The 19,322-nt window shown below is 45.7% G+C and carries 17 protein-coding genes, 1 tRNA gene, 2 rRNA genes, 1 other RNA gene and 1 pseudogene; 12 read left to right on the top strand and 10 right to left on the bottom strand.

Going from position 1 to position 19,322, the window contains the following annotated elements:
* Positions 1–104 precede the first annotated feature (104 nt).
* The 3 genes from rrf (D908_RS06435) (at position 105) to rrf (D908_RS06445) (ending at position 509) form a co-directional block, all read left to right on the top strand.
* Positions 105–220 (top strand): 5S ribosomal RNA (gene rrf / locus D908_RS06435).
* Positions 221–275: 55 nt separating this feature from the next.
* A tRNA-Thr gene (locus D908_RS06440) sits at positions 276–351 on the top strand.
* Between the two features lie 42 nt (positions 352–393).
* Positions 394–509: ribosomal RNA gene (gene rrf, locus D908_RS06445) — 5S ribosomal RNA — on the top strand.
* 59 nt (positions 510–568) lie between these two features.
* Here the strand turns inward: rrf (D908_RS06445) and D908_RS06450 are convergent.
* From D908_RS06450 to leuA, 5 genes are all read right to left on the bottom strand, one after another.
* Positions 569–1,360 carry a DUF547 domain-containing protein gene (locus tag D908_RS06450; protein ID WP_005525480.1) on the bottom strand — a complete coding sequence of 264 codons (792 nt, stop codon included), beginning with the start codon at positions 1,358–1,360 and terminating at the stop codon, positions 569–571.
* Positions 1,361–1,460: 100 nt separating this feature from the next.
* Positions 1,461–2,063 (bottom strand): 3-isopropylmalate dehydratase small subunit, encoded by a 603-nt coding sequence (gene leuD / locus D908_RS06455; protein WP_005525477.1) that lies wholly within the window; start codon positions 2,061–2,063, stop codon positions 1,461–1,463.
* Positions 2,064–2,078: 15 nt separating this feature from the next.
* Positions 2,079–3,482 carry a 3-isopropylmalate dehydratase large subunit gene (leuC, locus tag D908_RS06460; RefSeq protein ID WP_005525475.1) on the bottom strand — a complete coding sequence of 468 codons (1,404 nt, stop codon included), beginning with the start codon at positions 3,480–3,482 and terminating at the stop codon, positions 2,079–2,081.
* Positions 3,483–3,539: 57 nt separating this feature from the next.
* Positions 3,540–4,631 (bottom strand): 3-isopropylmalate dehydrogenase, encoded by a 1,092-nt coding sequence (leuB, locus tag D908_RS06465; RefSeq protein ID WP_000130026.1) that lies wholly within the window; start codon positions 4,629–4,631, stop codon positions 3,540–3,542.
* A 107-nt stretch (positions 4,632–4,738) separates the two neighbouring features.
* The gene (gene leuA / locus D908_RS06470; protein ID WP_005525472.1) at positions 4,739–6,289 is read right to left on the bottom strand and encodes a 2-isopropylmalate synthase; all 1,551 of its coding nucleotides are present in this window, start codon (positions 6,287–6,289) and stop codon (positions 4,739–4,741) included.
* Positions 6,290–6,627: 338 nt separating this feature from the next.
* Between leuA and D908_RS06475 the strand changes: the two genes are divergently transcribed.
* From D908_RS06475 to ilvN, 7 genes are all read left to right on the top strand, one after another.
* Entirely contained in the window at positions 6,628–7,260 is a 633-nt protein-coding gene (locus D908_RS06475; RefSeq protein ID WP_005525471.1) for a TetR/AcrR family transcriptional regulator, read from the top strand.
* A 134-nt stretch (positions 7,261–7,394) separates the two neighbouring features.
* A complete protein-coding gene (locus D908_RS0119615) occupies positions 7,395–7,928 on the top strand; it encodes a phosphatase PAP2 family protein (protein WP_032467656.1) in 534 nt (177 codons plus the stop codon).
* Positions 7,925–9,013 carry an MJ1255/VC2487 family glycosyltransferase gene (locus tag D908_RS06480; RefSeq protein WP_005525469.1) on the top strand — a complete coding sequence of 363 codons (1,089 nt, stop codon included), beginning with the start codon at positions 7,925–7,927 and terminating at the stop codon, positions 9,011–9,013. Before D908_RS0119615 ends, D908_RS06480 begins: the two co-directional genes overlap by 4 nt.
* Positions 9,014–9,318: 305 nt before the next feature.
* On the top strand, positions 9,319–10,278 hold the full coding sequence (leuO, locus tag D908_RS06485; RefSeq protein WP_000884662.1) for a transcriptional regulator LeuO: 960 nt from the start codon (positions 9,319–9,321) through the stop codon (positions 10,276–10,278).
* A 175-nt stretch (positions 10,279–10,453) separates the two neighbouring features.
* Positions 10,454–12,259, top strand: a complete 1,806-nt coding sequence (locus tag D908_RS06490) for an AMP-dependent synthetase/ligase (RefSeq protein ID WP_005525468.1) — start codon at positions 10,454–10,456, stop codon at positions 12,257–12,259.
* Positions 12,260–12,702: 443 nt separating this feature from the next.
* The gene (locus D908_RS06495) at positions 12,703–14,424 is read left to right on the top strand and encodes an acetolactate synthase 3 large subunit (protein ID WP_005525467.1); all 1,722 of its coding nucleotides are present in this window, start codon (positions 12,703–12,705) and stop codon (positions 14,422–14,424) included.
* A 1-nt stretch (position 14,425) separates the two neighbouring features.
* Entirely contained in the window at positions 14,426–14,920 is a 495-nt protein-coding gene (gene ilvN / locus D908_RS06500; protein WP_001215918.1) for an acetolactate synthase small subunit, read from the top strand.
* A 101-nt stretch (positions 14,921–15,021) separates the two neighbouring features.
* Here ilvN and serA read toward each other — a convergent pair whose 3' ends face one another.
* The 5 genes from serA to D908_RS06520 form a co-directional block, all read right to left on the bottom strand.
* Positions 15,022–16,251, bottom strand: a complete 1,230-nt coding sequence (gene serA, locus D908_RS06505; RefSeq protein ID WP_001151634.1) for a phosphoglycerate dehydrogenase — start codon at positions 16,249–16,251, stop codon at positions 15,022–15,024.
* Between the two features lie 254 nt (positions 16,252–16,505).
* Positions 16,506–17,162 (bottom strand): ribose-5-phosphate isomerase RpiA, encoded by a 657-nt coding sequence (rpiA, locus tag D908_RS06510; RefSeq protein WP_005525464.1) that lies wholly within the window; start codon positions 17,160–17,162, stop codon positions 16,506–16,508.
* A 109-nt stretch (positions 17,163–17,271) separates the two neighbouring features.
* Positions 17,272–17,856 (bottom strand): 5-formyltetrahydrofolate cyclo-ligase, encoded by a 585-nt coding sequence (locus D908_RS06515; RefSeq protein ID WP_005525462.1) that lies wholly within the window; start codon positions 17,854–17,856, stop codon positions 17,272–17,274.
* A gap of 3 nt (positions 17,857–17,859) precedes the next feature.
* A non-coding RNA gene (ssrS, locus tag D908_RS20555) (6S RNA) lies at positions 17,860–18,043 on the bottom strand.
* A gap of 12 nt (positions 18,044–18,055) precedes the next feature.
* A complete protein-coding gene (locus tag D908_RS06520) occupies positions 18,056–18,364 on the bottom strand; it encodes a cell division protein ZapA (protein ID WP_000070439.1) in 309 nt (102 codons plus the stop codon).
* A 242-nt stretch (positions 18,365–18,606) separates the two neighbouring features.
* Between D908_RS06520 and D908_RS06525 the strand changes: the two genes are divergently transcribed.
* Together D908_RS06525 and D908_RS21880 are read left to right on the top strand one after the other, a co-directional pair.
* On the top strand, positions 18,607–19,182 hold the full coding sequence (locus D908_RS06525; protein WP_005525460.1) for a YecA/YgfB family protein: 576 nt from the start codon (positions 18,607–18,609) through the stop codon (positions 19,180–19,182).
* A gap of 12 nt (positions 19,183–19,194) precedes the next feature.
* A pseudogene (locus D908_RS21880) lies at positions 19,195–19,322 on the top strand (2-octaprenyl-6-methoxyphenyl hydroxylase); the annotation flags it as partial.

Raw genomic sequence — 19,322 nt, 5'->3', positions numbered from 1 at the left:
AGGCGTTAACCATACAACACCCAAGGGGTTTTGTAGTGGACTCAATAGCTAAGCGCATAGATGTGTGTGAGAATGAAAACAGCTTTCCGAATTTTAAGAATTTGCTTGGCGACCATAGCGTTTTGGACCCACCTGATTCCATCCCGAACTCAGAAGTGAAACGAAACAGCGTCGATGGTAGTGTGGGGTCTCCCCATGTGAGAGTAGAACATCGCCAGGCTTTAACTTCTTGTTTTTAGATTTTTAAGAAAAATCTAAAGGCAAAAAAATGGCATGCTGATATAGCTCAGATGGTAGAGCGCATCCTTGGTAAGGATGAGGTCCCCAGTTCGATTCTGGGTATCAGCACCACTGATTTAGATGCTTAGCTTAAAGCTGACATCACAAAATTTGTTTGGCGACCATAGCACTTTGGACCCACCTGATTCCATCCCGAACTCAGAAGTGAAACGAAGTAGCGCCGATGGTAGTGTGGGGTCTCCCCATGTGAGAGTAGGACATCGCCAGGCTTGATTTACGAAGCCGCTGTAGAAATACAGCGGCTTTTTGCTATTTCACTTTTTCTGCTTTATTTCATTTCTTTCGCATCATTAAGTTTCCAATCATATTGGTAGTCTACCTTACCTGAATAACTGGAAAGCTTTGGGCGGTACTGTGCAAGGTGTGCGAAAAGAGCGTCTTGATTGCCAAAATCGACGGCAAACCAGTCGTAAATGGATGACAAAATCAAAGTGTCTTTCTTAAATGTTGCTCCTTTGCTGCTGTTGATAAAGGTATGTGCTGCATTACTAAGTAGTTGTTCCGTATTTTGTGCAGTAAAGGCTTGAGATTGCAAGTTTGGACAGCCTAGGCTGGCACAATTGACCGCGTAATGGGTGCGTGGTTCATTCCAGATTGGTCGTAAAATTCGGTGTTCAATATCATTGAGAGTGATGGCTTGTCCTGTTACAGAAAAAACTTTTTCATCCCACGGTCCAAAACTGAATAAGCCTCCTAGTTTGGTAATGGACGCGACTGGGTAGTCATTCAGAATTAATTTCACTGTCAGGGCGTTGTAGAGATTAACCCAATAAGCATATTGCTCTTGGCGGTTAAATTCTCTTGGATCCAATTTCGAAAGTTGAGCTAGGTAATCATTGAGTAGCGTTTTATCTTCCTTCGTTACTTCTGCATAACGAAAGAGGGCGTTCTCTCCAACTTGAGTAAGATAACGATCGAGGATGCTTTGCCAAGCTTGGTGAGAGATGCTTGTAGTATTACTGTTATTACTCGGTTGCCAATAGGCCCAAAGCTCAGCTTTTGGCGCTGCGTAAACCATGTTAGAAAAAATCAGAAGACAGAAAGCGAAGAGTCTTTTCATATCAAAGTAACCTTATAGTGGGATAGTGATTAGCTAGACCCGATCGTAGCCCATTTTCTTTCGCTATAAAAAAGGCTGCCATTTGGCAGCCTAGAAATGCTTATTTTAAGAAGCTCGGTATCTTCGCTTCATATTCAGCAATTTTTGATTCGTGCTGTAGAGTGAGACCTATATTGTCTAAGCCATTGAGTAAGCAATGACGACGAAAATCATCAATCTCGAAATGGTAGGTTTTGCCATTCGCCACCACGCTGAGTGATTCCAAATCGACGGTAATGGTTGCACCTTCAGTATTGTGAACATAGGTAAAGAGTTCATCCACTTCTTGCTCACTCAAACGAACAGGTACCATCTGGTTGTTGATCGAGTTGCCATAGAAAATATCGGCAAAGCTTGGTGCAATCATGACTCTGATGCCGTAATCGGCTAATGCCCAAGGGGCGTGCTCGCGTGATGATCCGCAACCAAAGTTTTCTCGTGCAAGCAAAATACTGGCACCTTGATAGCGAGGTTGGTTCATCACAAATTCTGGGTTCGCTTTTTCACCCGCATCGTCCAAAAATCGCCAGTCGTGGAAAAGGTGTTTGCCAAATCCAGTACGATTCACTTTTTGCAAAAACTGTTTTGGAATAATCGCATCGGTATCGACGTTGGCTGCATCAAGAGGAACGACTAAGCCGGTGTGTTGCTGAAATCCTGACATGGGGTTCTCCTTGAATTAAAACTGACGTATATCGACGAAGTGACCTGCAATCGCCGCGGCTGCCGCCATTGCTGGGCTAACTAAATGAGTACGGCCATCACGACCTTGACGCCCTTCAAAGTTGCGGTTTGAGGTAGATGCGCAGCGTTCTCCAGGCCCTAAGCGGTCATTGTTCATGGCTAAACACATTGAGCAACCCGGCAAGCGCCATTCAAATCCTGCTTCAATAAAGATCTTATCTAAGCCTTCGGCTTCGGCTTGCGCTTTCACCTGCTCAGAACCCGGTACAATAAGCGCTTGGACATGAGAAGCTACTTTTTTTCCTTTAGCTACAGCTGCCGCAGCTCGCATATCTTCGATGCGTGAGTTGGTACATGAGCCGACAAACACTTTATCGATTTTATAGTCCGAGAGCATTTTTCCCGCTTCTAGTCCCATATAAGCCAGTGCTTTTTCCGCAGAGGTGCGTTCAACGGGATCGGCAAACTGGCTAGGTGACGGGATTGGTTCATCGACAGCAATCACTTGTCCTGGGTTGGTGCCCCAAGTCACTTGCGGTTTGATTTCGCTCGCTTCAAGAGTCACTACTGCGTCGAACTGCGCATTATCATCCGTTTTTAAGGTTTGCCAATATTCGACAGCAGCATCCCAGTCATTACCTTGCGGGGCAAACTTGCGCCCTTTGATGTAGTTGAATGTAGTTGCATCAGGAGCAATCAAGCCTGCTTTAGCACCTAGCTCAATCGCCATGTTGCAGACGGTCATGCGACCTTCCATGGAGAGATCGCGAATTGCTTCTCCGCAGAATTCTACGACATAGCCTGTACCGCCAGCCGCAGTTGTTTTGCCAATGATCGCCAGTACTATGTCCTTAGCGGTAATGCCTGAAGCCACTTTGCCACGCACTTCGATTTTCATCGTCTTAGCGCGGCCTTGTTTTAGGGTTTGAGTGGCCAGTACGTGTTCTACTTCTGAGGTGCCGATGCCAAAGGCCAGTGAGCCGAAAGCACCATGAGTCGCGGTATGAGAATCACCACACACAATCGTCATGCCCGGAAGGGTGATACCGAGCTCAGGCCCCATCACATGCACAATACCTTGGTACTTGTGGTTAATGTCATACAAAGTGACGCCAAACTCTTCACAGTTTTTGGAGAGGGTTTGCATTTGGATACGCGCCATCTCACCAGAAGCATTAATGTCTTTGGTGGTGGTAGAGACGTTGTGATCCATTGTAGCGAAGGTTTTGCTGACTTGGCGTACAGGGCGGCCTTTTTCGCGCAAACCATCAAAGGCTTGTGGTGAAGTCACTTCGTGCACCAGATGACGATCGATGTACAAAATCGGTGTTTCACCCGGTGCGGCCACTACCACATGAGCATCGTAAATCTTTTCGTAGAGTGTTTTTGCTTTTGACATTGCTTCTTCCTTGAGCTCAGTGAGCTAAAGAGGAGTGGGTTAGCCCCACTCTCAAACTTATGAATTCAAAATATAGCTTGCGATCTTATCGCCCATCGCCGAAGTCGATAACGCAGGTTTACTTCCCGCTAAATCAGCAGTCAGTTCACCTGCCGCTAATGCTTGGCTCACGGCATTTTCAATATCTCGTGCCGCCGCTTCTTCACCTAAGCTGTAACGCAGCATGAGTGCAGCAGAAAGGATCTGCGCGACAGGGTTAGCGATGTTTTTGCCTGCGATATCGGGAGCGCTGCCGCCCGCGGGCTCGTACAAACCAAACTTGCTTTCGTTCATGCTGGCCGAAGGCAACATGCCCATTGAGCCTGTGATCATTGCGCATTCATCAGAAAGGATGTCACCAAAAATGTTCGAGCAGAGCATCACATCGAACTGGGAAGGATCTTTAATCAGCTGCATGGTGGCATTGTCGATGTACATGTGTGAAAGCGCGACATCGGTGTATTCTTTGGCAATCTCACTGACCACTTCGCGCCAGAGAATCGAGCTTTGCAGCACGTTAGCTTTGTCGATAGAGCAGACTTTCTTGCGGCGCAAGCGAGCTGATTCAAATGCGATACGTGCGATACGTTCAATTTCAAAACGATGGTAAACCTCGGTATCGAAGGCTTTTTCATTGGCACCTTCACCTTCACGACCTTTAGGTTGACCAAAGTAGATGCCGCCAGTCAGTTCACGTACCACCACGATATCAAAACCACGTGCAGAAATGTCAGCACGCAGAGGTGAGAAGGCTTCTAGCCCTTGGTGAATTTGAGCAGGACGCAAATTACAAAACAGTTGGAAGTGCTTACGCAGAGGCAGCAAAGCACCACGTTCAGGTTGTTCATTGGGTGGTAGATGTTCCCATTTTGGCCCCCCGACAGATCCAAACAATACCGCATCGGCTTCTTCACAAGCATGCAGAGTGCTTTCAGGTAATGGGCAACCATGGTTATCAATGGCGATACCACCTACATCGTGTTCTTCACGACTGAAGTGAATACCGTGCTTTTGTTCAATGGCATCCAATACTTTGTGTGCTTGCGCCATCACTTCCGGGCCGATACCGTCACCGGGCAATACGGCAATTTTGTAATGTTTGTCTGTCATGCTAGTCCTTTATGATCGATTTTTAAGTTGTGTTTGTGTCGCGGTATATTCCTTGGTAATTGAAGTTGCAGCAGTGTTGACTGCAACTTCAAAGGCACAGAGGAAGATTAAACCGTAGCGACGCTTTTTTTCTGTTTAATTTGGGCGATTTGATCCGCGCGATGAATGCTATTGATAACATGCAACAAGGCTTGACCGGAAGCTTCGACGATATCGGTTGAGACACCCGTACCGTGATATTTGCGTCCTTTATAATTTGCGATGATGTCCGCTTGACCAAGACCATCCTCACCTTCACCTTTGGCGGTTAGGTCGAACTTATCGAGTACAATCTCATACCCTGTGATGCGATAGATACACTGATATAACGCATCGACTGGGCCATTACCGACTGCAGCTTCGCATTTTTCTTCATCACCGCACAGGAGTTTGATACTGGTGGTTGCCATCACGCTGCCGGATTGCACGCTCAAGTAGTTGAGTTTGTAGAAGTCATCTTCTTCACGCAAATTGGAGAAATGCATCAAGGCTTCTAAGTCATAATCAAATACCTGACCTTTGCGATCCGCCAGCTTCAAGAAGTCCTCATACAAAGCATCCAAGTTGTATTCGTTTTCGTTGTAACCCATCGATTCCATATGGCTTTTCACGGCAGCACGACCACTACGGCTAGTGAGGTTCAGTGCTTGGTTTTTTAGGCCAATCGATTCTGGAGTCATGATTTCGTAGGTATTTTTGTTTTTCAGCATACCATCTTGGTGAATGCCCGAAGAGTGGCTAAAGGCATTGGCACCCACAATTGCTTTGTTGCTTTGGATGGGCATGTTGCAAAGCTGACTGACTAGTTTACTGGTGCGGCTGATCTCTTCATATTTAATACCTGTAGTCACACCTAAAAACTCTTGGCGAGTTTTGATGATCATCGCGATCTCTTCCAGCGCGCAGTTACCTGCACGTTCGCCGATACCATTGATGGTGCCTTCAACTTGACGAGCACCTGCTTGAACGGCAGCAATTGAGTTTGCAACCGACATGCCCAAATCATCATGACAATGGACGGAGATAATCGCTTTATCGATATTTGGCACACGGTTAAACAGTGTCTGAATGATGCCGCCAAATTCGCTTGGGATTGTGTAGCCGACGGTATCTGGAATATTGATGGTACGTGCGCCCGCATTGATGGCGGCTTCAACCATACGACAAAGGTTGTCGATAGGTGTGCGTCCTGCGTCTTCACAAGAGAACTCCACATCATCCGTGTATTGGCGAGCATGTTTCACCGCTTTGACTGCCATTTCTACGACGTCATCGTAGCTACGGCGCAATTTGTCTTGCACATGGATAGTTGAAGTAGAAATGAAAGTATGAATACGGAAAGCTTCGGCGACTTTCAATGCTTCAGCTGCCGCATCGATGTCTTTCGCAACGGCTCGTGAAAGGGCACAGACACGACTATTTTTGATGTGTTTGGCAATGGTTTTTACTGATTCAAAGTCACCAGGGGAAGAAACCGGGAAACCCGCTTCGATAATATCAACCCCTAAGCGCTCCAGTGCGTAGGCGATTTGTAGCTTCTCTTTTACCGTCAGGCTTGCAGACAACGCCTGCTCACCATCGCGCAATGTGGTATCGAATATAATCACCTGATCTTTCATGTTTGCTTCCTCGCACTAGAGTTAACGATTAACTTCCTGAATATTGTTGTAAAAATCGGCTATAAAAAAACCCGCATCAGCTGCGGGTTTCTTTATCTTGTGTGGTGTTTTTCGTCCACAACCTACCCGCGTGATGGTTCCACGATCAGTAGTAGGTCTAGTAGGAGAGAAAAACGCATTGTCATCATTAACAATCCACAAAATTAAGTTAACAGATTAGTACCGTACTCGACACAATGCGTCAACCCCAAAGTTGGTTTTTTATTCATATTGCTAAGCATTTGAGCAAAAAGAGAGGAGTCATTTATAATTCTTCACGTGATGAATAAGGAAATGACATGCCATTACGCAAAGCAGGAAGGCCAAGCCAACAAACTCAAGCTCGTGAGCAGCTAATTACCCATGCAAGAGAACTTTTCTCCGTCATGCCTTATGACAAAGTATCGACACGTTTGATCGCGAGTAAAGCTGGCGTCGATATCGGTTTAATTCGCTATTACTTTGCTAATAAAGTTGGGTTGTTTGAGGCGATGTTGCGAGAAACTTTGATGCCGATGAAAGCGCAATTGAGTCTATTGGTTGCCGAGAGTAGCCATCAAAACCTTACCGAGCTGATGCGCACTTATTACCGGGAAATGTTTAACATCCCTTATTTTCCACGTTTGATTATGCAGGTAATGAGTGCACCAGGGAGTGACGTAAAAAAGCAGTTAATTGAAAAAGTGATGTTGGATATTACTCGACCAATCCAAGAGACTTTATTTGAAAAGCTGCTTGCTCGTGGGGTGATTCGTGAAGGGATGGATCCGCAACTGTGCAAAATTTCTTACCTCAGTTTAATGATCTTCCCCTTTGTCGCGCCGCCTGCGCTGCTTAAAGTCCATGGTATTGAACTGTCACAGGTGTTTCTAGAGAGATTGGTTGAGCATAATATTCGATTGATGGAGCAAGGCTTTATCACTACGGCATGATCATTTTTAGCTATATTCCAATGACTACTGGGATTTTCAGTAAGAGTGTCACTATTTCGACAAACAATTTTCACCTGACTGTCATTTAGCCTAGATAAGCTCAAAGCATCACCTCAGTGGAAAAAGGATGCGTGATGCGAGCCATGGAACCTATTGCTAAATTGGATTTAGCCTTTTCATTACTCTGCTTACAGCACAGGTACAATCTACCTGTCGCTAGATTTAGTAAGTCGATTTCACATACGGGAGACGGTCATCTTTACGCTCTCATGGGAGTATTAGCGTGGTTTTTGGATGATACCCATGGCTTGATCTTCCTATTGATTGGGTTGTTAGCTTTTGCCATTGAACTCCCAATTTATTGGCTACTAAAAAACAGTTTTCAGCGTCGCCGCCCTCAAGAACTCTCTGCTTTAGTTACCGCTTTTATTACACCAAGTGATCGTTACAGCTTACCGTCGGGGCATACTGCCGCAGCTTTCGTTATGGCGACTGTAATTGGTTATATCTATCCCCATTGGTACGTGCTCGCCGTGAGTTGGGCTGGGTTGATTGGCTTAGCGCGAGTCTTGCTTGGCGTTCATTTTTTGAGTGATGTGCTTGCAGGTGCATTGCTAGGAATTGGTAGTGCAACATACGCAATTAGCGTTGTGGAGAAGACCATTTGAAAATTCTTTATGGGGTACAGGGAACGGGCAATGGACATATCGCACGTTCAAGAGCCATGTGTGAAGCACTGAAACAGCAGCAAGTCGAAGTGGATTATCTGTTCTCAGGACGAGCAGTGGAGAACTACTTTTCAATGGAATGTTTTGGCGATTTCAAAACTCGACGAGGATTCACATTTGTTACTGAAAATGGCCACGTCAATTACGTCAAAACCCTATGTAGGAATAATCTGTGGCAGTTTTGGCAAGAAGTGCGAACGCTGGATCTGTCGGGTTACGATTTGATTTTAAATGATTTTGAACCAGTCACGGCTTGGGCTGCCAAATTACAGAAGATTCCCTGTATTGGGATCAGCCACCAAAATGCTTTCCTCTATCCAGTTCCTTTAAAAGGAGCTTCTTGGCTAGATAAAGCAATCCTCCGTTATTTTGCACCAGCAAAGCATCAGCTAGGTTTACATTGGTATCATTTCGAGCAGCCTATTCTGCCACCGATCATCTACGCACCTGAGCAGCCGCTTAGTCATCAGGAGTTTATTTTAGTCTACCTTCCGTTTGAAAATGTGAGTGAAATCTGTGAGTTACTTTATCGTTTCATGAATGTTCACTTCATCTGTTATCACCCAGATGTGCAAGAGAATGAACGTACGGAAAATGTTGAGTTATGTCGCTTGCATCATAGTGATTTTCAACACCATCTGTACCAATGCGGTGGGGTGATTACCAGCGGTGGCTTTGAACTACCTTCCGAGGCTTTAGCATTGGGAAAGAAATTGTTAATGAAGCCGCTGTTTGGCCAGTTTGAACAAGTGAGTAATGCTGCAACCCTTGATACTCTTGGGTTAGCAAGTGTTATGGAATTTCTTGATCCAGCAAGCATACGCAAATGGCTTGATGAAAAGCAGGCTGAACGAGTGCGCTATCCTGATGTAGCTCATTCTTTAGTTGAATGGATTTTGAGAGGAAAGTGGGAGGAGAGTGACACTCTTTGTCAGCAGCTTTGGCAAAAAGTGGATTTCCCAAGTTATGCGATTTTGGGTAATGAGTCCGTGGGCTCAATGAATACTCCGTTAAAACATTTTTAACGTGAATATTAGTGTGTCGTAAATGATGAACTTATTGTTCAAATCAATAATTAATAAAAATCCATTAATTGTGCATTTTTATAGATTTTTATAAAAATTAATCATATTGATTAATAAGGTATTTTTTTAGCGATGGCTAAAATTAAGTGACTTTTTGTCAATGCTATTGCATAGCCTCAAATGATTAGCAGATATTACTCGCCATCCACCAAGTATCTGGGCGGTAAATATTAAAAACAGCGCTTATCTATTCACCTTCGATTTATGCATATCTATTGTTGGTGATTACACTGTGAGGCATGCAAATGTTAGATAAAAAAGACGCAATGAGTGCCATTGCGAGTTACCGCATGGAAAGCACCCTACGAGGCGTAGACCTCAACCTATTAACCGTTTTTGACGCCGTGATGCAAGAGCAAAACATCACTCGTGCTGCGCATAACTTGGGTATGTCACAGCCTGCAGTGAGTAATGCTGTAGCGCGTCTAAAAGTGATGTTCAATGACGAGCTGTTCATGCGCCAAGGGCGTGGCATCCAGCCAACTCAACGCGCTCGTCAACTGTTTGGCCCAATCCGTCAAGCATTGCAATTGATCCGTAATGAGCTGCCAAGTTCAGTGTTTACACCTGAAACTTCGACTCGACTGTTTAAGCTAGCGATCTGCAGTCCTTGTGATCTGCGTTTTGCTCCTCAGATCATTGCGTCAATCGATGAATTGGCTCCAAGTGTTCAACTGCATTTGGATGCAGAATTTGATCGCCAAATTGCTGAGCGTATGCGTTATCAAGAAATTGATTTTGTCATCGATTACGCACGTTTTGATGATCAAGGTTTTTCAAGCACAGAGATTTTCCAAGATGAGCTGGTGGTTGTGGTATCAAAACTACACCCACGTATTCAAAGCAGCATTACGGTTGAGCAATTAACCTCAGAAAAGCATGCCAAACTATCGAAAGTACATGGTCAGCGTAGCTTCTCTGAATTGGCGTATCGTGAATTTGATTGCCAGTCATACTACGAAGGCACCAGCTTGAGCAATGTACTGTATGTTGTTGGTCAATCTGAATTGGTCACCGTTGCTCCGCGTTGGATGGCAGAAAATGCCGCAAATCGCGATGAGCTACAGATCCTAGACTTCCCATTTGCTGATGCCAAAATCTCAGGTTATCTGAGCTGGCACGAATCAAGTGAGAAAGACAAAGGTCATATCTGGTTGCGTGATCAACTGATGGTGATTTGTGGAGAAGTGGTCGCGAACCGCTAATCTTTTCACCAAACTGAGTCTTTAAGGCCTTGGGCAGTAAGAACTGTCCAAGGCTTTTTTGTTACAGAATGAGTTTTAATCGATAACTTTGACGTTAGTCAGTTGTGTTTTGGCCTTTGAAATGTACACTTGTGCGCTGAAAAAGGCTTACAGGTGTAAGCTATAGGTAAGAGATATGACGAACTTAGATTTTCACATCGTTAAACGGATCCGTCAGCGCATTGCCCAAGGTGGTGATAGAGCAGCGCTGAAGCATAAAGAAAACGGCGCATGGCAAGCAATCAGTTGGCATCAATTTGGTGAGCAATTGGATGCTCTCTCAATGGCGCTTTTAGCCCAAGGTATTGGTGTGCAGGACAAAATCGCGATTTTCTCCAACAACATGCCACGTTGGACTATTGCGGATTTCGCCGCATTACAGATCCGTGCTGTGACAGTTCCCATCTATCCTACCAATACGCCAGAACAGGCGGCTTACATCTTACAAAATGCTGATGCAAAAGTGGTGTTCGTGGGTGAGCAGCCTCAATTTGATGCAGCATTGAGTCAGTTTGAGCATTGTCCTGAACTGCGCTTGATTGTGGCGATGAATCCTAACATCGATCTCAAACAAGCAAGCTGTGCAATGCATTGGGATGATTTTGTCGTGCAGAATCAAACAAAAGATCATACGCCGCTTCTTGAATTGATTGAACAAGCTGACTTTGATGATCTGTTTACCCTGATTTATACCTCAGGTACCACAGGAACTCCGAAAGGCGTGATGTTGGATTATCGCAACATTGGTGCTCAATTAGAGGGACATGATCAGCGATTGAATTTGACTCAAGATGACGTCTCACTCTGTTTCTTACCGTTGTCGCATGTCTTCGAGCGTGCTTGGACGGCTTACGTGTTGTACAAAGGCGCGACCAACTGCTACCTGCATGATGTTTCTCATGTGCGTGACGCGTTAGGTGAAGTGCGTCCGACCGTGATGTGTGCAGTACCACGCTTCTACGAAAAAATCTTCTCTGCGATTCATGAGAAAGTTGCCAAAGCACCATTCATCCGCAAAGTCCTGTTTACTTGGGCGGTGAATATGGGAGCAAAAATGGCGGTATGTCGCCAGCAACAGCGTCAACCTTCATGGTTGCTCACACAAAGTCATCAGTTAGCTGACAAACTTGTACTGAGCAAATTGCGTGCGCTGCTCGGCGGGCGGATCAACTTTATGCCTTGTGGTGGTGCTAAGTTGGATGAAACCATTGGCCGTTTTTTCCATGCCATCGGGATTAACGTCAAACTGGGTTATGGTATGACTGAAACCACAGCAACCATCTCATGTTGGGACGACCACTGTTTCAACCCTGACTCTATTGGCCTTTCCATGCCGGGCGCGCAAGTCAAAATCGGCGAGAACAATGAAATTCTAGTTCGTGGTCCAATGGTGATGCGTGGCTATTACAAGTTAGAGAAAGAAACCGCCGAAAGTTTTGATGAACACGGTTTCCTGAAAACAGGTGATGCGGGTCATATTGATGAAAATGGCAACCTGTTTATTACCGATCGAATCAAAGAGCTGATGAAAACCTCTGGTGGTAAGTACATTGCCCCACAGGTGATTGAAGGCGCGATCGGCAAAGATCACTTTATTGAACAGATCGCGGTCATTGCCGATACCCGCAAGTTTGTATCGGCTTTGATTGTTCCTTGCTTTGATTCATTGGAAGAGTACGCCAAAGAATTAAATATCAAGTATCACGACCGTTTAGAGCTTATCAAGCATAGCCAAGTGCTGGAAATGTTTGAAAAGCGAGTTAATGAACTGCAAAAAGAGTTGGCGAAGTTTGAGCAGGTGAAGAAGTTCAAACTGTTACCAAAAGCGTTTTCTATGGATAGCGGAGAGCTGACTCCGACGCAAAAACTGCGCCGTAAGGTCATCAATGACCGTTATCAGGATGAAATTGAAGAAATGTACCAAGATTCTTCGAAGAAATAGCGCGATCAAATCCTTATCTTCTTTCAACACCTCTCGGCTCTATAGCTGAGAGGTGTTTTTTTATATTTGGACTTTTTACTTGGTTACTTATTACTTTTACGTTTGAAAAGAAGAGAAGTCATTTATTGAAGAAGAAAGCCGACAAAATAATCTACTTTTTTTAGATTGCTCACTGGATGTTCAGCCTGAAACTCAATTAACTACCAAGATTGAATGCTTAATCACCGCCTTATTTTCGATTCTGCTGTAAAAGTGCACAAATTGGAGTTAGACCAGTTGATAATAAAGCGTTACATTTGTTGCGTAACCTCGCGGCTGTTATGACAGCCGCAGGACATAGCCGAAAGCGGAGAGTTTTCGAATTAGGCTACAAATAAGCCCTAAACTATGTAAAACCAACCCTTTTGCCGACCGAGCTAAAGGTATGTTGGTAAGGAGACAAGATGGAAATGCTATCTGGCGCAGAGATGATCGTCCAATCTCTGATCAATGAAGGTGTTGAGCAAATCTTCGGTTATCCCGGTGGTTCAGTACTCGACATCTACGATGCCCTTCACGAAAAAACCGATCAAATTAAACATGTCCTCGTTCGTCACGAACAAGCTGCAACTCATATGGCGGATGGCTATGCGCGTGCAACCGGAAAACCGGGCGTGGTACTAGTGTGTTCCGGTCCTGGTGCAACCAATACAGTTACGGGGATTGCAACGGCTTATATGGACTCGATCCCGATGATTGTTATCTCGGGTAACGTAGCGACTAATCTGATCGGTAACGATGCGTTCCAAGAGTGCGATATTGTTGGTGTGTCACGTCCCATCGTTAAACACAGCTTCTTGGTGAAAAGAGCAGAAGATATTCCTGAAACCATCAAAAAAGCGTTTTACATTGCGTCGACAGGTCGTCCGGGACCTGTAGTAATTGATGTGCCAAAAGATGTGATGAACCCTCTGAATAAGCTGCCTTATGAGTATCCTGAAACCATAAAAATGCGCTCTTACAACCCGACGACTGCAGGCCATAAAGGTCAGATCAAAAAAGGGTTACGCGCACTATTGGAAGCGAAAAAACCAGTACTTTACATTGGTGGCGGCGCAGTCATTTCGAATGCACATCAACAGGTACACCAGTTAGCAGAAGCGCTGAATCTGCCTGTAGTGAGCACTTTGATGGGGCTGGGCGTATTTCCGGGTACACATAAAAACGCGCTAGGTATGCTGGGTATGCATGGTGTGTATGAAGCCAATATGACAATGCACAATGCGGATCTGATTTTTGGTGTTGGGGTACGTTTTGATGACCGTACAACCAATAACTTAGAGAAATACTGCCCGAACGCGAAAATCATGCACATTGATATCGATCCATCATCGATTTCAAAAAACGTTAAAGTCGACTTACCGATTGTTGGTTCTGCTGACCAAGTGCTGGATGGGATGCTTAAGCTACTGGAAGAAAGCGCCGAACGAAATGATGCGGCGGCACTGGATAGCTGGTGGAGCGAGATTCAAGTGTGGCGTGATCGCCAATGCTTGGCTTATGAAAAGTCAGCTGAGCGTATCAAACCTCAGCAAGTGATTGAGGCTCTCTACAAAATCACGGAAGGCAAAGCTATTTTGGCTTCCGATGTAGGCCAACACCAAATGTTCGCGGCACTTTACTACCCATTCTCTAAACCACGCCAATGGATCAACTCTGGCGGCTTAGGGACGATGGGCTTTGGTCTGCCAGCTGGCATGGGTGTTAAATTCGCTATGCCAGAGGAAGAGGTGCTGGTGGTGACGGGTGATGGCAGTATTCAGATGAATATCCAAGAGCTATCGACCGCGCTGCAATACGACATTCCAGTAAAAATTATCAACCTGAATAACCGTTTCCTTGGAATGGTAAAACAGTGGCAGGACATTATTTATCAAGGGCGTCACTCTAACTCATACATGAGTTCTGTGCCGGATTTTGCGGCCATCGCTGAAGCTTATGGTCATGTCGGGATTCGTATTTCTCGCCCAGATGAACTAGAAGCAGGGCTGGAAAAAGCCTTAGCGATGAAAGATCGTCTGGTGTTTGTCGACATTAATGTGGATGAAACCGAGCACGTGTACCCAATGCAAATCAAAGGCGAAGGGATGGACAAAATGTGGTTGAGTAAAACGGAGAGAACCTAAGATGAGACATATTATTTCACTGCTATTGGAAAACCAACCGGGTGCACTGTCTCGTGTTGTTGGGCTCTTTTCACAGCGCGGATACAACATTGAAACGCTCAATGTGTCGCCGACGGATGATGAAACGCTCTCGCGACTCAACATCACGACGAAAACCGATGAAATGCAACTGGAGCAGATCCAGAAGCAACTGCATAAGCTGATTGATGTACTCAAAGTACAAGAAGTGACCGAGTGTGAGCACATCGAGCGTGAGCTGATGCTGGTAAAAGTGAAAGCCTCTGGTTTTGCACGCGCGGAAGTGAAACGTACGGCGGATATTTTCCGCGGACAGATTGTGGATGTGACCGCTTCGCAATATACCGTTCAGCTGGCGGGTACTAGCGAGAAACTCGATGCCTTTATTGAAGCGATTGCTGAAGTCACGGAAGTGATTGAAGTGGCGCGGAGTGGTGTCGTCGGCATTGCTCGTGGTGAACGAGCACTCAGAGCTTAGTCGTTATTAACACAAGTAAAAAGCCAATAAAAAACCAGCCGATAGGCTGGTTTTTTATGTTTAGGGTTCTGCATTCGTGAGCTGTGTAGCCCATGAATGTATTAGTGCAGAATACGAGCGCGAATGGTGCCGTCGATCGCTTTGAGCTTAGTTAACGCCTCTTCAGAGCGTGCGGTTTCAACATCGATGACCACATAGCCAATTTCTGCGGTAGTTTGCAGGTATTGAGCGGCGATGTTGATCCCTTCTTCCGCGAAGATGGTGTTTATTTGAGTCAAAATACCCGGGCGGTTAGCGTGAATGTGCAGCAGACGAGAGCAGTTGCGATGCTCTGGTAGTGATACATCTGGGAAGTTTACGCTGGATAGCGTTGAACCATTGTCTGAATATTTCGCCAGTTTGCCAGCGACTTCGATACCGATGTTTTCTTGCGCTTCTTGAGTGGATCCACCAACGTGTGGAGTCAAAATCACGTTGTCAAACTTCATCAGAGGAGATTCAAACGGCTCTTTGTTTGATGCTGGTTCTTCTGGGAATACGTCAATTGCAGCACCTGCAATATGGCCAGATTCGAGCGCATTGCAGAGAGCAGGGATATCCACCACAGTGCCGCGTGCTGCGTTGATGAAGATAGCGCCCGGCTTCATGCGTGCAAACTCTTCCGCACCCATCATGTTTTTGGTGCCAGCAGTTTCTGGTACATGCAGAGAAATCACGTCACACTTATTGAGCAGATCGCTAAGGTTATGAACTTGAGTTGCATTACCGAGTGAGAGTTTGCTTTCAATGTCGTAGAAATAAACGTGCATACCTAAGTTTTCAGCAATGATACCCAACTGAGTACCGATATGGCCGTAACCAATAATGCCTAAGCGCTTGCCACGTGCTTCATAAGAGTTGTCGGCACTTTTCTTCCAAATCCCACGGTGGGCAAGAGCGTTCTTTTCTGGAATGCCACGCAGTAACAACAGGATTTCGCCCAACACCAGTTCAGCCACGCTACGGGTATTTGAAAATGGTGCGTTAAACACAGGAATACCGCGTTTTGCGGCTGCATTAAGGTCAACTTGGTTGGTACCAATACAGAAACAGCCAATAGCGACCAGTTTTTCTGCCGCATTAATCACTTTCTCGGTCAGATTACTGCGCGAGCGGATGCCGACAAAATGCACATCTTTGATGGCCTCAATCAGCTCAGCTTCTTCCAGCGAGCCTTTATGGTATTCAATATTGCTATAACCGGCCGCTTGCAAAACTTCCACCGAAGATGGGTGAAGTCCTTCAAGAAGGAGGATCTTAATTCTGTCTTTTTCCAGTGAAACTTTGGCCATTTTCTCGTCCTTAAAACTATGGGAAGGTGGGCTAAGAGGCGCTGTCGTTCGAAGTTGATCGAAATAGAGTCGTATTTTAGAAAAGCAAACGTTTTCCTTGTGCGCCTTCTGCTCACTAAGTTAACAAACTTTCTTAGCTTTGGGTAAGAAAATTACGGAATAAGGCATAATTTTCTTCGAGAAAAGGATTACAAACGGCACCCATAGGTGCCGTTTGTAATCAAATAACGGAATATGTGTGAAATCGCCCGATATTACTCTTCGATTCTCGCACCTTCTGGTGTACCTGTGATCACCACATCGGCTCCACGGTGGGCAAAAAGGCCAACAGTGACAACGCCAGGAATGCCGTTGATCTTAGTTTCTAGATCTTTCGGATGAGTGATTTTCATGTTGTACACGTCGAGGATAACGTTGCCGTTATCAGTGATAACGCCTTCGCGATACACAGGATCGCCACCCAGTTTCACCAGTTCACGTGCCACGTAAGAGCGCGCCATTGGAATGACTTCAACAGGCAGTGGGAAGTTACCTAGAACATCAACTGCTTTGGTGCCATCGACGATGCACACAAATTTCTTGGCAATCGCAGCCACAATCTTTTCGCGAGTCAGTGCAGCACCGCCGCCTTTGATCATGTCACGTTCTGGGTTGATTTCATCTGCACCATCAACATAGATGTCCAGTTCTGATACATCGTTGCAGTCGTAGACACGAATGCCGAGGGCTTCGAGTTTCTCGGTAGAAGCGATTGAGCTGGATACCGCGCCTTTAATTTCTTCTTTGATAGAGCCTAAAGCATCGATGAAGTGATTAACGGTTGAGCCTGTACCAACACCGACAATGCTGCCTTTTTCTACGTATTTAAGAGCAGCCCAACCGGCGGCTTTTTTCATTTCATCTTGAGTCATGCCTATCTCCTGAATATCAACTTGAGGGTATGTTGTGCGGCGCGATTATAACCCCAAACTGGAAGCAGAAGTAATCACTAGCAAGGTGTGAAAGGGGAAGATTCAAAGCTTACCACTGCCAAAGTTTGCTCGGTGTCACGATTTTGCGCAGAGGAATATCCCAACTTTCGGTAGGGAGAGCATCCACATATTGGCAGTCGTGTGCCAATCCGATTGGCATAGCGCCTTGCTGAGTATGAAACCAAGGCGCTAATGTGCGATCGTAGTAACCGCCGCCCATCCCCAGACGCTGTCCTGAACCATCAAAAGCGACCAGTGGGGTGCCGATAATATCGAGTTCTCGAACTGGGCAGATCAAACGCTGATCGAGTTTAGGTTCATCAATCCCATAACGGTTTTTGGTCATTGGGGTTTGTGCGTGGTACTGCAGGAATAACAAGTGACCTTGGGCAAAAGGGTGTAATACGGGCAAGTAAACTTGTTTTCCTTGTTGCCAAAGCCATTCAATTAGCGGTTGGGTATTCAGCTCACCATCATTGGCAAGATAAAGGGCGATCCGCTGCGCTGAGGCAATGTCTGGCAAAGTCGAAAAGGTATGAATAAGTTGCTGGCTAGCCGTTTGCTGTTCTAAAGGGGATAGCGCTTGTCGGCGTTGACGAATTTGCTGTCGGAGGAGTGTACGAGAGTCAGTCATAAAGGGAACCCCGGGGTGCCGTTGAGGATTGTAGCCCTTGAACCATTAGGTTCAAGGCGGATCAGTAATGGTAACCGTAGGCTTCTCGGTACAAGCCGAGCCTGCTCAATAGCTACCCAATACCAACCCTGTTATGTTGCTTATCGGCTCAGGGACATAAATCCACTGACAAACACCCCAGGGTAAATCAATTCTTTGCTTATTGCTTTCCTGGCTTCACATTTTTCAATGCGGCTTCTAATGAAGCGGTGAGCTGTTCCATTCGCTCACTGAGTTGTGACTGGTTGCCTGCGTTTTCTTGCTGCTTAGTTTGTAACTCGTAGCAGATATTTAGTGCGGCAATCGTCAATAATTTCACCTCATTGGTGACTTTAGTTCGCTCAGCCATTTCTTTCAAACGGTTGTCGAGATCTTGTGCGGCTTGAAGCAACGACGCCTCTTGACCCGCAGGGCAGTTTACCCGGGTCACCTTGCCCAAAATTTCAATGTCAACCGCTTGATTACTCATGATAAATGAACTCTTTTGGCGTAACTAAAAGATGAATCAGCTCAGGTGACCATCGAGGTGGAACTATAGGTAAAGCTAAAACAAGATTCAAGCCTTTCCCGTCGCAACCCCGTAAATGGACGTTTGAAAACTCATGATTTGGACAAATTGAGCAAAAGCTAAGCACCAACCGCAAGCGAGCGTTTTCGCTCTGGCGATGAAGTGGTAGGATTAGACTAAATTTCTCGGTTAGTGAATCCAATATGAGCAAAAACACACTTCCTGCTTACCCAGCTTTGGCAAACGAGCTGCGTACCGCCTCTCTCGGTATCAATCCTGCTGAGCTACAAGGGTTACTGACGGGGATGTTGTCCGGCGGTTTGAGCCTCAACGATAAAAGTTGGCAAGCTTTGATCTTTGATTACACCAATGACGGCATGGGCTGGCCAATTGGGGTACTAGCCAGTGCCGAGCACATTCTGCTCGCGATGAATGCTGAGTTGGTGGATACCGATCTTGAACTTTCTTTGCTGTTGCCTGAAGGCGAAGGCGAAGAAGCACTGTTTGAGCTGGCGGATGCCGTTGCAGAATGGATTAACCATTTTATCTCTGGATTAGGCTTGATTGGCGTAAATCTTAAACATGCGTCAGCAGAAGCCAAAGAAGCGCTAGAAGACCTTGAAGAAATGTCCAAATTGGGCATTGATGAGGACGATGATTTGGCAGAGCAAGCGGAGCTTCTCGAGCAGGTAATCGAACATATGAAAGCCTGTGTGTTCACCTTACATGCTGAATTTGGTGTAAAACCAGAGCATGATAGCAAGCCAACAGTGCATTAATAAGGAAGCGCGATGACGGACAGCAAGCAGCCCAGTTTGAGCAAGCCGATCAGTTTTGATGTGATCATCGCTGGTGGAGCGATGGCGGGCGCGACTTTAGCTTTGGCTTTACATCAACTGAGCCAAGGCAAACTTAAAGT

It is taken from the genome of Vibrio mimicus CAIM 602, from assembly GCF_000338875.1.
Lineage (GTDB): Bacteria > Pseudomonadota > Gammaproteobacteria > Enterobacterales > Vibrionaceae > Vibrio > Vibrio mimicus.
This window is presented reverse-complemented; position numbering and strand designations above follow the sequence as displayed.